Annotated in this window: 12 protein-coding genes and 1 tRNA gene; 5 read left to right on the top strand and 8 right to left on the bottom strand. The window is 64.1% G+C overall.

Translation table 11 applies throughout. The annotated features are described in order from the left end of the window. The first annotated feature begins 688 nt into the window (after positions 1–688). Both J4O73_RS06285 and J4O73_RS06280 read left to right on the top strand, forming a co-directional pair. Positions 689–1,054, top strand: coding sequence for a hypothetical protein (locus J4O73_RS06285; protein ID WP_426216014.1), 366 nt, complete (start codon positions 689–691; stop codon positions 1,052–1,054). Then, entirely contained in the window at positions 991–1,344 is a 354-nt protein-coding gene (locus J4O73_RS06280) for a Rha family transcriptional regulator (RefSeq protein ID WP_426215997.1), read from the top strand. The genes J4O73_RS06285 and J4O73_RS06280 overlap by 64 nt, the downstream gene beginning before the upstream one ends. Positions 1,345–2,237: 893 nt before the next feature. Here the strand turns inward: J4O73_RS06280 and J4O73_RS06275 are convergent. From J4O73_RS06275 to leuC, 4 genes are all read right to left on the bottom strand, one after another. Then, positions 2,238–2,600: a hypothetical protein gene (locus J4O73_RS06275; protein WP_426215614.1), complete on the bottom strand. Its 363-nt coding sequence runs from the start codon at positions 2,598–2,600 to the stop codon at positions 2,238–2,240. 34 nt (positions 2,601–2,634) lie between these two features. Next, complete coding sequence (locus tag J4O73_RS06270) at positions 2,635–4,221, bottom strand: DUF6538 domain-containing protein (protein WP_426215612.1); 1,587 nt, start codon at positions 4,219–4,221, stop codon at positions 2,635–2,637. Positions 4,222–4,307: 86 nt separating this feature from the next. After that, a tRNA-Leu gene (locus J4O73_RS06265) sits at positions 4,308–4,392 on the bottom strand. Positions 4,393–4,484: 92 nt separating this feature from the next. Then, the gene (gene leuC, locus J4O73_RS06260) at positions 4,485–5,897 is read right to left on the bottom strand and encodes a 3-isopropylmalate dehydratase large subunit (RefSeq protein ID WP_426215610.1); all 1,413 of its coding nucleotides are present in this window, start codon (positions 5,895–5,897) and stop codon (positions 4,485–4,487) included. A 189-nt stretch (positions 5,898–6,086) separates the two neighbouring features. Between leuC and J4O73_RS06255 the strand changes: the two genes are divergently transcribed. Then, positions 6,087–7,055, top strand: a complete 969-nt coding sequence (locus J4O73_RS06255; protein WP_426215608.1) for a 2-hydroxyacid dehydrogenase — start codon at positions 6,087–6,089, stop codon at positions 7,053–7,055. Further along, complete coding sequence (locus tag J4O73_RS06250; protein ID WP_426215606.1) at positions 7,052–7,972, top strand: AprI/Inh family metalloprotease inhibitor; 921 nt, start codon at positions 7,052–7,054, stop codon at positions 7,970–7,972. Before J4O73_RS06255 ends, J4O73_RS06250 begins: the two co-directional genes overlap by 4 nt. A 6-nt stretch (positions 7,973–7,978) precedes the next feature. Here the strand turns inward: J4O73_RS06250 and J4O73_RS06245 are convergent, their stop codons facing one another. From J4O73_RS06245 to J4O73_RS06230, 4 genes are all read right to left on the bottom strand, one after another. Continuing rightward, complete coding sequence (locus J4O73_RS06245; protein WP_426215604.1) at positions 7,979–8,518, bottom strand: cytochrome b; 540 nt, start codon at positions 8,516–8,518, stop codon at positions 7,979–7,981. Positions 8,519–8,639: 121 nt separating this feature from the next. Beyond that, on the bottom strand, positions 8,640–9,239 hold the full coding sequence (locus J4O73_RS06240; protein ID WP_426215601.1) for an NAD(P)H-dependent oxidoreductase: 600 nt from the start codon (positions 9,237–9,239) through the stop codon (positions 8,640–8,642). Between the two features lie 96 nt (positions 9,240–9,335). Then, a complete protein-coding gene (locus J4O73_RS06235) occupies positions 9,336–9,995 on the bottom strand; it encodes a class I SAM-dependent methyltransferase (RefSeq protein ID WP_426215599.1) in 660 nt (219 codons plus the stop codon). A 2-nt stretch (positions 9,996–9,997) separates the two neighbouring features. Next, a complete protein-coding gene (locus tag J4O73_RS06230) occupies positions 9,998–11,140 on the bottom strand; it encodes a glycosyltransferase family 4 protein (RefSeq protein ID WP_426215597.1) in 1,143 nt (380 codons plus the stop codon). A 125-nt stretch (positions 11,141–11,265) separates the two neighbouring features. Here J4O73_RS06230 and J4O73_RS06225 point away from each other — a divergent pair, with 125 nt between their 5' ends. Further along, positions 11,266–12,438 carry a DNA topoisomerase IB gene (locus J4O73_RS06225; RefSeq protein ID WP_426215595.1) on the top strand — a complete coding sequence of 391 codons (1,173 nt, stop codon included), beginning with the start codon at positions 11,266–11,268 and terminating at the stop codon, positions 12,436–12,438. The last annotated feature ends 5 nt before the right edge of the window (positions 12,439–12,443 follow it).

The raw sequence follows: 12,443 nt of genomic DNA, 5'->3' as shown, positions 1-12,443 counted from the left end.
ACAGGTTCGCATGTTCAGTAGCAGATAAGCATCCCTATGGTGTACAGGCAGCAATAACCGAAATCCGCTGTATTACCCAGTCGACGACGCGAAATAGTCTACGATGGTGGACACGTTGAGCTTTAGATTGTTTATGTATACACCTTGACGCTCACAAATTCTGCAGCCAAACCTTCAAGAGTTCACGCAACGACGTGGCGATAGGGGTCTGGTGATGGCACAGGTTAAGGGTCTGGGTCTCGACGTCGAAGTTCACAAGTGGACGTTCTTCGCAGCTGTCCCACTGCTTGGAGACTTGTGGGTAGAAGCTGGAGCCGAAGTTAAGGGCCGCTGGTGGTTCGATTGCATGACCGTCAACGGCAACCTTCTCTTGTATTTCGGGCGGACACATGCGGTCGTCTCGCCTGTGTTGACGAGGCTTTGGGTCAGACAGTTCGCTGTAGCCTAGGCTTGAGCAGTTGGATGGACGAACTCAGCGGCCCCCACACGGGGCCGTTTCTGCGTTCAGCTACTTGGGTAGCCAAGTTTAGTCCTCGGCCATTCTTGGCGACCACCTCCGTAGTGGAAAGGGCCACGCAGAGCCGCTTCTAGGTGGGCCGAACGACGCCTGTGAGAGCCACGCCTTGCAACGGTAAGCTCGGACTCTATTGTCGCGCTTAGCTCTCCATCAGGTAAGCCGCTCAGCACCATGACGACCGAACCAACCGTGTTGATCGCGATACCCGAGAGCGTCCTGAACGCCGTGGGCGAGGCGCTGGAGCGGTATGACGAGGTCATGAAGAGCCAAATGGACCTCCACCGCGACGCCGCTGACCGAGCTGCCTGGGCTCTGGAGCACTACCGCAGAGCACGCTTCGGTGAAGTGGTGGATGAGGTTCGCCACCGCTTGCGGGACATGGACGGACTGTCACCAGCAACGAAGTCAGAGATGCGGGCTCACATCAGCCGGTGGCAGGAGGCGATGCCCAGGTCGAAGAAGAACGCCGAAGCATGGGCTGCTCACAAGGCAGAGACGAAACGCAGGCGGGCAGCAGTCGCTTTGAGGACGCGCTGACCACCCTGCCGTGCGCTGGTCCGCAGACGATGAGCAGCCAAGAGATCGCAGAGCTGACGGGGAAGCGACACGCGGATGTGATGCGCGTCATCCGCAACATGCTGGAGCAGTTGGGATTGGACGAACGCAATTTTGCGTCGGTCTACAGGGACGCGAAAGGCGAAGAGCGCCCCTGCTACAACCTCCCCCGGAACCTCACCGTCACCCTCGTGACCGGCTACTCGATCCCCATGCGGCACGCTGTCGTGACCCGCAGCAAGTCGCGATCAAGGCCCTCACACAGGTGGTAATACCCGATAGAGAATTATCAATCGATCATCCAGTCCGTGCTGTCTATGCCAATCGCGATCCGTCTTAATGTCAAATTGGACAATAAATTGCTCAGCTACGTGGGCGTTCGTAATTTTCAGAGATAGAACGTTGCCTTCCCCGTGAAACCTGGGGGAAGCATAGTGTGAGACCGTATAACTTACCCGATCAAAACTAGCATCGACCTCGACCTGTGCGACTAATACGTCTCCCGGCCGAAGGTCTCCATTACCCGACCTTCTAAGATCCATCACCCTCATATTTATGTCTAGGCTTATATCTTCGAGATGACTCTCATTGCCGAGATTATCTACAAACCTCGTAATTAGCGGGACGTCGTATTCCCTACTCACTCCGCGCTCCTTGTAAAAATTGAGCAAGCTCTCGATCAAGTCATTGCTGTAGCAAATTGCCTGTTCAAGACGCCGTGAGCTACAGCCTCTTCCGTGCGCTACATCATTTCGGATGTCCCGCAGCCTTGTGAGAAACGTCCTCGCCTCACTGTTTCCATTCGGATAAGCGTGACTGAGGCAACTAGAAAAACATTCACTCCATAGCCTTGGGTGAACCATAATATCAGCCAGTTGGTCGAATGATGTCGCATCGATTGCGCGCTTGAACCGCCCAGGATGCGAACTTAATTGACTTCCGATCCAATCCTTGGCTTTCCGAGGGAGCACGTCAGGTTCAGCATGGAAATTCTCACCAAACCTTTGACTAAGCATCTCATGGACAAGCCGCCTTAACCAAATTTCAGCACTCTCAATATGCCGCCTAGCTAACTCATCGCGCTGACTTCTATCGAGAGTCACGTTCAACGGCCTATCCTTCCATAGACGCTTTCTTGGCTAAGGCTCTTGCTTCCTCATTCGCTTCAGGGCGTCCCAAGCCAATCCACGATGGCATCTTCCACCTCCCTGACGGATCGAGTTGGCTCCCCACCTACAACATCATCTGGAGAAGAATGGGAGCCTGTGCTGCCCCCTAGCTGGCGAACAAATGTTGGACCTTCGGAAACCTCGATATCCATTGAACTTCCGTCATTCTTTACAATATTAATTGTCCGGTGATATTGCATTACATTTGCAGGAAAATTGTTCTTAGCAATATAGTCGCTCAGTGCCTGATATAATGGCCAAGCAGTAGTGTTAGTCTCGTCTTGGATATCTTGAAGGCGCTTAGCCTCAGCCGCCTTCTCTTTCGCGCGACGCTCCGCAGCTTGATAGAAGTTGAACACCGAAGAACCTCCCTCCGTAGAAATTTGACAATTCTTACTTCGTTACAGGTATCCGCTCGATGGCCTCTTTCATCGTTTCCAGCGTCACCGTCCCGTAGGCCTTAGCCACCGTGTCCGCCGCATGACCCACTATGGCATCCGCCACGCTGTCATTGATCCTAGCCGCACGGGCAAGCGTCTTGAAGCGGTGTCTCCACGCATGGGACGGGTCTTTTCGGTGTGCCCTACCGACCTTTAGCCCGAGACCCTGAACCCAAGCCGCTACGTTCTTGGCGACAATCTTGTGCGGAGGCTTCTTCGCGTCAGCCTTCCGGCGCGCGGGGCTGAAGAAGAGGGGCCCTTTAGCTGCGCCGGTAAACGCCAGGAAGCCCGCCTCGATGAGCGCCGGGTGGATGGGCACCACTCTCTCGGAACCAAGGTTCTTGAGCGACCCCGCCTCAGCCGTGATCCGTAGGGCGTTGATGCCGTCCTGAACGATCACGTCCTCGGCCCGAAGCTGTGCCATCTCCCCTACCCGCGCACCTGTAGCAGCACAGAGCAGAGGTATCCACCTGATGGACGGGCGAGCCTCCTTCGATGCCGCCTGAAGGATCGCTTCGGCCTCCGCGTCGGTGAATCCAAGCATCCGTTCATCGGGGCGCTTGCGGTGAGCCACAGCGACGCCAGCCGCTGGGTTGGAGGCCACGTGGACGTTCTTCACGCCCCACTCGAACGCGACCCTTAGCGCCGCGAGCTTGGCATCGTTGATCGTCTTCGGCGCACCGCCAGCGGCAACGAGGCCGTCCTTCCACCGAACCACATCGGCCTTACTAACCTGCCCCGCATCGTCCCTGCCCATGAAGGCGATGAACGTCTCACAGTGCTTCCGCCATTGGTCTACGGTGCTCTGTGCGGGACGGCGTTCTTTAGCGTAGCCATCAAACAGGGTGAGCAGGCTGACGGCCCTCTCCCCTTCCTTCATCTCCGGGAAGCTGGGGAAGCGTCCGGCTTGCGGGTCTGGGGTGTAGTCGCCTTCGGCACGCTTTATAAGCACGAGGTTGGCCTGACGAAGCGCGACTAGGACTTGCTCGTTCAGCCTGACGCGGCTGTCACGGTCGATCACGAGGCTACGGCGGCTCAGGAAGCTGTCAGAGAAGCCCCCTACCCTCTCCTCAACGCTCCTGTTGCGGCGCTCCTCGTCGGAGAGGATCATCAACGCTGCCCGGCCGAACTGCCCTGTCTCGGCACGAGCGTTGTCCGCCTCGATCCGCGCCCACTTCGCCGCTTCACCCGGATCATCCTCAAGGGTCTCAGCAAGCGCCCGGTAGACCTCCCCGGCAATCGCCAGGGTTTCCTTGTGCGAGAGCCTTCGCGGCCCTTCACGCACGGAACTCCATACCGCCTCAAGGTAGGCCACGGCCTGGGCTTGGCGTGCCTTGGCTTCCTTCGGATCGTTCGTGCGGAGGGAGACGCGAACGTCCTTGTCCCTGGCCGAGATGACCTTGTGGACGGAGGTGTCGCCTATGGGGATCGTCAGCGGCAAGCCGATCACCTTGCCGAGAATGTCGGCCGGGATACGCTGCACAAGCTGATGGTTGGAGGTGCCCTTACGCTTCATCGGCCGGGGCATCTGAAGGGTCATGTTGAACACGCCTGTTGAACAGACGGTGCTCGCTTAAACCCTTGATCGTAGGATACTTATTGCGGATCAGCGATTAAGGCCGCTGATGGTGCCCAGGAAAGGACTCGAACCTTCACCTCTTGCGAGACTGGTACCTGAAACCAGCGCGTCTACCAATTCCGCCACCTGGGCTCGCCGTCGGCCTTGGCCGTCGACGGGGTTCGTTTAGGCGGCGCGGGGGCTTGCGTCAATCGCGATTCCACCGCGCCGCGTTTTTCTTTGCGTCAGCCCTGCGGCCACTCGCGGATATCCACAAAATGGCCCGCCACCGCCGCCGCCGCCGCCATGGCGGGGGAGACGAGGTGCGTGCGGCCCTTCGGACCCTGGCGGCCCTCGAAGTTGCGGTTCGAGGTCGACGCGCAGCGCTCGCCCGGCCGCAACTTGTCCGGGTTCATACCGAGGCACATGGAGCAGCCCGGCTCACGCCAGTCGAAGCCCGCAGCCATCAGGATCTTGTCCAGCCCCTCGGCCTCGGCCTGAGCCTTCACGAGACCCGAGCCCGGCACGATCATGGCCGAGACGCCTTGGTGCACCTTGCGATCGCCGACCACGCGGGCGACCTCGCGCAGATCCTCGATCCGCCCGTTGGTGCAGGAGCCGATGAACACCCGGTCGAGGGCGATGTCGGTGATCCGGGTTCCGGGCGTCAGGCCCATATAGGCCAGCGCCTTCTCCTTGGACTGACGCTTGTTCTCGTCCGAAATCTCGGCCGGGTCGGGGATGCGGCCCTGAATCGAGATCACGTCCTCAGGGCTCGTGCCCCAGCTGACGATCGGCGGCAGGTTGGCGGCATCGAGCCGGATCTCGCGGTCGAAATGCGCGCCCTCGTCACTGACAAGGCTCGCCCAGTAGGCCCGCGCCCTGTCGAAGGCCTCGCCCTTCGGCGCCTTCGGCCGGTCCTTCACATAGGCGAAGGTGGTCTCGTCGGGGGCGACCATGCCAGCGCGGGCGCCGCCCTCGATGGACATGTTGCAGATGGTCATCCGGCCTTCCATCGAGAGGGCGCGGATCGCCTCGCCGGCATATTCCATCACGTGGCCGGTGCCACCCGCGGTGCCGATCTCGCCGATGATGGCGAGGATGATGTCCTTGGCGGTCACCCCCGGCGGCAACTTGCCGTCGACGGTGATGCGCATATTCTTGGCCTTCTTCTGGATCAGCGTCTGCGTGGCGAGCACATGCTCCACCTCGGACGTGCCGATGCCATGGGCCAGCGCGCCGAAGGCGCCGTGCGTCGAAGTGTGGGAATCGCCGCACACGATCGTCTGGCCCGGCAAGGTGAAGCCCTGCTCCGGCCCGATGATGTGGACGATGCCCTGGCGGCGATCCAGCGCATCGTAGAACTCGATGCCGAAATCGCGCACGTTCTCGGCCAGGGCCTCCAACTGCGTGCGACTCTCGGGATCGTCGATGCCCTTGGAGCGGTCCGTGGTCTGGACGTTATGGTCCACCACGGCCAGCGTCTTGCCCGGCGCACGGACCTTGCGGCCCGCTACGCGTAGCCCCTCGAAAGCCTGAGGACTCGTGACCTCGTGGACGAGGTGACGGTCGATGTAGAGGAGGCTCGTGCCGTCCGGCTGGACATCGACGACGTGGTCGTCCCAAATCTTGTCGTAGAGGGTGCGGGGGCTGGTCATGGTCTTGCTGTCTTCGCAGATGGCCTCGGTTCAGCGCTGTCGCTTCTGCCCGGGACTCCTTAGTAAGGTTCGGCGGCCGATTTCGAAAGAGGCGGCGCGTGCGCAACTAGCCTCGCCGGGGCGCCTGGGCGTATGGCCTTCCTGCGCTGGTCGATCGGCAGCGCGCATTCGTCACGAGGCCCGCACGACATGACCGGAGCTGAGCCCGCCGACATCCTGCTGCTTCGCGGGATGCATCCGTTGGTCGAGCGCACGCTCGACAGCCGCTTTACGGTCCACCGCCTCGACGGCGCCGCCGATCCCGATGCCCTGCTGAGCGAGATCGGGCCGCGCATCCGCGGCCTGTGCGTGGGGGGAGCGGTGGATGGAGCCCTGATGGACCGGCTCCCCGCCCTCGAACTCATCGCGAATTTCGGCGTAGGCTATGACGCGGTGGACGCCAAGGCGGCTGCGCAGCGCGGCATCATCGTGACGAACACCCCCGACGTACTGACGGATGAGGTCGCGGATCTCGCCATCGGCCTCGTTTTGGCGACGATCCGCCGCCTGCCGCAGGCCGACCGCTACCTCCGCGAAGGCCACTGGCCGAAGGCGCCCTTCCCGCTGACCGCGTCCCTTCGCGGGCGGCGAGTCGGTATTCTCGGGCTGGGCCGGATCGGGCGCGCCATCGCCAAGCGGCTCGAAGGCTTCGAGGTCCAGATCGACTATTACGGCCGCAACCGACAGACGGATGTCGCCTACACCTATCACGACAGTCCAGTGGGCCTCGCTCGGGCGGTCCATGTGCTGATCGTTGTGGCGCCGGGCGGCGCGCAGACGAAGGGTCTCGTCGATGCCGCCGTGCTGGAGGCGCTTGGACCGGAAGGCATCCTGGTCAACGTGGCGCGCGGCAGCGTCGTTGACGAGGCCGCCCTCACCGAAGCCTTGCGCAAGGGGACGATCCTGGGTGCGGGGCTCGATGTGTTCGAGAACGAACCGCATGTCCCCGCCGGATTGATCGCCCAGGACAACACGGTGCTGCTGCCACATGTCGGCTCGGCTTCCGAGCATACGCGCAATGCGATGGCGCAACTCGTGGTCGATAACGTTCTGTCCTGGTTCGAGGGTCGCGGGCCGATCACGCCCGTGGCCGAGACGCCGTGGAGCGAACGGACGTGACGTTTGTCAGTCGGGCCGCCCTCGCCGCCGCGCTGGCGCTCGCCCCCGTGACGGTCTCGGCGCAGGACGGAGCAAACCCCGCGCTCGGCTTCTCGCAAGGATTGCCGCCTCAGCCCGAGTTCACGCCTGCGCCATCGGCCGCGCCGACGCCTGCGCCGCAACCGGCTCTCACCCCGGCGATGCCCGCCTTCCCGGAAGATACGCTGCCGACCAAAGTGTCCGAGGTGCCGGGGACGTGGGACCTGTCCCGCGACGGCACGAACCGGCGCTGCGTGATGACGTTGCTGCGCGACAGGGGCACGGCCGGGCAGAAGGTGAACTTCCCCGCGGGCTGTCGGCGTGCCCTGCCCTTCATGGGCAACGTCGCAGGCTGGCTCTATTCCGAGGATGCGGTGCGGCTGGTGGATGCCAATGTCCGCCCGGTGTTGCTGTTCAAGCGGCGCCCCGACCGGCGCAGCTATGCCGCCACGGAGAACGGCGAGACCTATAGCCTCGTGCCCCTCGACATCGCCGCGATGCGCCCGCCGGGCGCGGAGCCACCGCAGGCTGAGACGGCGGCGGTGGTCGCGGCGGCGCCCTCTCCCATGACGATGGCGGCACCTCCTGCAGTCGAGCCGGCCGTCGCGCCGAATCCCGTTCTGGCGCAACAGGCCGGAACCTACCGGGTCGATCGGCTGCGCCAGCAGGGGACATGCCGTCTGGGCCTCGCGGCGGACGGCACGGTGCGGCTGCTACCGGGCTGCCGGGACGAAGGCATGGAGGTCTTCAACCCGGTAAGTTGGCGCTTCGCCGATGGCCGCATGACCATGGTCGCCAAGCGCGGCCACAGCATCGATTTCGTCCCGAATGGAGACGGCGGCTGGCGCCGCGATCCCGAAACGGGCGTCACCCTGGTGCTCCGCAGGGCGACGCCTTGAGGTGACTCAGCGGCCGCCGCGACCGTCTTGTACCGGGAGCATGCGCTCGAGCAGGCCATCTCGGCGGATGACGAGATGCCATACCGTGCCGGCGATGTGCAGGGCCACGAGCAGGTAGACCGCGAACTGGCCGAACACGTGCACGGCCTGGAAGGTCTTGGCCAGAGCTTCGTTCTTCTCGAAGCCCGGAACGGTGAAGAGCCAGAAATACGGCGTCGAGCGGCCCGAAAGGGCGCTGAGCAGATAGCCACTGACCGGCATGATCAGGAAGATCGCGTAGAGCAGCCAGTGATTGATGCGGGCGATGATCTCCAGGGCCTTGGGCGCCTGGGGATCGGCCGGGGCCGGGCGGATCATCCGCCAGATGATGCGCACGGCCACCAGCGCGAAGATGGTGAGGCCCACCGATTTGTGCAGCACGAACATCGTGCCCTTCAGTTCGCTGTTCGGCAAGCTGATCGCGACCCAGGCGAGCGGCAGAACGGCGAAGATGAACAGCGCGCTCAGCCAATGCAGAGCCTGGGAGACCGGATTATAGCGGGGCATTCCCGAGGCCGTCGTGTACGTCGCCGGCAAGGAAGGGGCGGCCGACCGACCGGACGACAACGGGGATGCGGACATACGACCTCTCTCACGTTCGGGGCCGGGATCCGGCTGTTTATCGGTCTTAACCTGCGGACGTTTCAAAGCCGTGTCGCGAGGTGTCCGTGGCGGCACCCGCGCGGGAGACATCGATCAGGGCCGACAGTTCGGCTGCCGCCGAGGCAATCCGCGCGGCGATGGCCGGATCGGTGACGGACTCATGGGTGATGCAATCAGGACCGGCATAGACCGAGGTCGGTGCTACGTGGGCGGCAAAGAAGCCGAACAGCGGTCGCATGGAATGTTCGACCACCAGCGAATGGCGAAGGCCACCCCCGGTCGCCGTCAGCACGACCGGGCGCCCGGCGAGCTTCGCGGGCTCGATGAAATCGAAGACGTGCTTGAACAGACCGGCATAGCCACCCTGATAGACCGGCGTTCCGAGGATCAGGGCGTCCGCCTTCTCGACGGCATCCACCAGTCTCGCGGCGGGCAGGGTCAGTTCGCTTCGCTGCGTCGCGCCGAGGCCGGGACCGGCATCGAGGAGATCGTAGACCCGCAGGTCGATCCGGCGTAGGCGGGCAAGCTCGGCCGCCACGGCTTCCACGAGGAAGCGCGACCGCGCGGGGCGCTTGGCGCTGGCGGCGAAGGCGACGACGCGGGGAGTGCGCGGCGTGAGTGTCACGTTGGTACACCTTTGGGTCAGGTGGGGCTTCGAGCGCAAGCTTCGGGCCGCAATGCAGAAGTAGTGCGCTCTTGCCGCTTTACGAAGTGTGGCAGGTCAGTCCCTCAGCCGCCAGACATGGCTACGCTTGACCTCGGCGTCCTCCAGGCTGCGCATCACCGGCACAGTGTAGGTGTCCAGGCAGTCAAGCTTATCCTTCGGCAGATAGGTGCGTCCCGGATCGCCGATCAGCACGTCGCGGCCCTCGCGCTTGAGGCCGGTCAGCCAGTCGGTGACGGACGCGGCGAGGTCCATTTCGTAGAACACGTCGGCTGCGAGCACGAGATCGGCTTCGAAGGCCGTGCCGATCAGGTTCGCCTGCGTCGGTGCGATGAGCCCGGCGACGCCGTTCGCCTCCGCGTTCAGACGGATCGCGTGCAGGGCGAAGCCATCCAGGTCGCTGGCGAGCACGTGAGCTGCACCCGCCTTGGCCGCGGCAATGGCGCAGAGGCCGGAACCCGAGGCGAAATCGACCACGCGCTTGCCCGCGACCATGGCGGGATTGTCGAGGATATACCGTGCCAGCGCCTGCCCGCCCGCCCAGGCGAAGGCCCAGAAGGGCGGCGGAAGGCCGATCTCCTGCAACTCTTCCTCCGTCCGTTGCCAGAGCTCCGTCGCTTCGTCGGCGACGTGAAGGTGGATCTCCGGCGCGTGGGGCACCTGCAGCAGCCGCGTGTTGGCCCGGATGAAGCCCTCGGGATCGTCGGGTGGGCGCATGGTCATTCGTCCAAGAGGTCGCGCCAGAGACGGCAGGTCGCGTCCGTGACGGCGGCTTCGGTGAAGCCGCCGGTCTCGATCCTGGCACGGGCGGCCTCGCCCATGCGTGCCACCAGGGCGGGATCGGCGGTGAGCCTGGTAAGAGCTTCGGCGAGCGCGGACGCATCGCCGGGAGGGACGAGGAGACCTTCGATTCCGTCCCGCACCAGGGCGCGGCATCCCGGCACGTCGGTGGTCAGGCAGGCCCGGCCGCAGGAGGCAGCTTCCAGCAGGCTGCGCGGCAGGCCCTCGCCGCCCCGCGAGGGCAGGCAGGCGACGTGATGTCCGGCCCAGACCGAGGGGACATCTCGCGTCGCCCCGTGCCAGACGATCCCCTCGCCGCTCCACTCCCGCAGCGTTGCCTCCGGAATCGCACGCCGGTTGCCGGGATCGGGGGCACCATAGAGCGACAGCTCGACCGCCGCCCCATTCCGGCGGGCGAGGCGAACCGCCTCCACGGCGGTATCGATGCCCTTCGACCAGAGCATCCGCGCGACCAGGGCGACGCCGAGCGGCGGCTGAGCCGGGAGAGGCTGCGGCGCGTAGAAGGCCGTGTCGATTCCAGCCCCTCCGACGATCGTCACCATCCGGTCGGACGGGTCCAGGCCGAGGGCCAGCGCATCATCGGGATTCTCGAACAGGAAGCGCGTGCGGCGTGAGGCCAGCGGCCCCCGAATCAGCGCCCGCAGGGCGAAACGCCCGGTTCGGCCGATCTGGTCCTGCCGGGCGCCGATGAGGCCGAGGCCCGTCACGGCGAAGACGCGAGCGGAGATGCCCGCCATCGCCGCCGCCGTGCCCCCGACCAGGATCGAGCGCAGGGCGATACAGTGGACGATGTCCGGTTTCAGTGCCTTAAGGATCGCGGCAAGTTGTCCCGCAGCGTAGCCCGCAGCCATCGGGTTGAGGCTCGACCGCTCGGCCTCGAAGGGCACGACCCGCGCGCCCGTTGCGGCGATGATGTCGGCATGGTCGCGCACGCGGGCGACCACGCTGACCTCAAGGCCCATCGCCACCGCCGCCCGCGCCATGGGCAGGAAGTGGGAAGCAAAGAACCAGTCCTCTGTCGCGATGAAGACGAGGCGGCGGGGCGAATCGGGTTTCTCCATGCGGCGGTCCTGCACCGGCGGGGCGCGAAACGAAAGCGGCAACCGCCCTCCCCCCGGAACGCGCCATCGCCGTTCAAGTTGTCGGAGGCCGGGGCGTTCATTCCGGTACAGGGAGGTTCTAGACGATGGCCGCGGTCGAAGCCGCCGTGCGTGGCGGCGAGTTGAAGAATGCCGCCGTGGAAGCCGGGCTGGTCTACGTCGACGACAGCCGCCCCGGCCTCACCCGCCGTAAGAGCGGCAAGGGCTTCAGCTACCGGGATTCGAAGGGTTCACCGGTGCGTGACGCGGCGACTCTGGAGCGCATCAAGAAGCTCGCCATCCCGCCCGCCTATGTCGATGTATGGATCTGCCCCCGCCGGAACGGCCACCTCCAAGCCACGGGGCGCGACGCGAAGGGCCGCAAGCAATACCGCTATCACCCGGATTTCCGGCAGGCGCGGGAAGCGGACAAGTTTTCGCGGATCATGAACTTCGCCGATGCCCTGCCGAAGATCCGCGACCAGATCGATGCCGACATGCGGCGCCGGGGCCTACCGCGTGAGAAGGTGCTCGCCACCGTCGTCCATCTGCTGGAGACGACGCTGATCCGGGTCGGCAACGACGATTACGCCCGTACCAACCGCAGCTATGGCCTCACCACCCTGCGCGACCCGCATGTGAAGGTGTCGGGCTCGGAATTGATCTTCAAGTTCAAAGGCAAGAGCGGCAAGGAGTGGAACGTCTCACTCAAGGATAAACGGGTCGCCCGCATCGTGAAGGCGTGCCAAGACCTGCCGGGCCAGGAACTGTTTCAATACATCGATGAGGAGGGGATCCAGCGCGACGTCACCTCGTCGGACGTGAACGCGTATCTGCGCGAGATCACGGGCGAGGATTACACGGCCAAAGATTTCCGCACCTGGGCAGGCACGGTGCTGGCGGCCATTGCGTTGCGCGCCTTCGAGGCGTTCGACAGCGAGGCCGGAGCCAAGCGCAACGTGCGCACGGCCATCGAGGATGTCGCTCAGCGCCTCGGCAATACGCCGACCATCTGCCGCAAATGCTACATCCATCCCGAGGTGCTGGATTGCTACCTCGAGGGTGCGCTGCTCGACCAGATGCGCGGCGCTGTCGAGAACGAGCTTACCGAGAATCCCGGCCAGCTACGGGCCGAGGAGGCCGCCGTGCTCGGGCTTCTGCAATCACGTCTTGCCCGCGTCCGGAAGGACATGAGGGAGAAGGCCAGCGCCAATCGCAAGAAGAGCGCGAACAAGACCGGTGGTCATCAGAAACGGCGTTCGGCGGCCGAAGCCGCCTGAACGCT

This window comes from Methylobacterium sp. NFXW15 (assembly GCF_049887755.1).
Classification (GTDB): Bacteria; Pseudomonadota; Alphaproteobacteria; order Rhizobiales; family Beijerinckiaceae; genus Methylobacterium.
Note: the sequence above shows the minus strand (reverse complement) of the source record. Positions and strands in the feature narration are given on the sequence as shown.

What these genes read in the sequence shown, in the direction of transcription:
- J4O73_RS06285 (WP_426216014.1), top strand. Translation starts at nt 689, where the DNA reads ATGACGACCGAACCAACCGTGTTGATCGCGATACCCGAGAGCGTCCTG.
- J4O73_RS06230 (WP_426215597.1), bottom strand. Translation starts at nt 11,140, where the DNA reads ATGGAGAAACCCGATTCGCCCCGCCGCCTCGTCTTCATCGCGACAGAG.
- J4O73_RS06255 (WP_426215608.1), top strand. Translation starts at nt 6,087, where the DNA reads ATGACCGGAGCTGAGCCCGCCGACATCCTGCTGCTTCGCGGGATGCAT.
- J4O73_RS06235 (WP_426215599.1), bottom strand. Translation starts at nt 9,995, where the DNA reads ATGCGCCCACCCGACGATCCCGAGGGCTTCATCCGGGCCAACACGCGG.
- J4O73_RS06280 (WP_426215997.1), top strand. Translation starts at nt 991, where the DNA reads ATGGGCTGCTCACAAGGCAGAGACGAAACGCAGGCGGGCAGCAGTCGC.
- J4O73_RS06225 (WP_426215595.1), top strand. Translation starts at nt 11,266, where the DNA reads ATGGCCGCGGTCGAAGCCGCCGTGCGTGGCGGCGAGTTGAAGAATGCC.
- J4O73_RS06245 (WP_426215604.1), bottom strand. Translation starts at nt 8,518, where the DNA reads ATGCCCCGCTATAATCCGGTCTCCCAGGCTCTGCATTGGCTGAGCGCG.
- leuC (WP_426215610.1), bottom strand. Translation starts at nt 5,897, where the DNA reads ATGACCAGCCCCCGCACCCTCTACGACAAGATTTGGGACGACCACGTC.
- J4O73_RS06270 (WP_426215612.1), bottom strand. Translation starts at nt 4,221, where the DNA reads ATGACCCTTCAGATGCCCCGGCCGATGAAGCGTAAGGGCACCTCCAAC.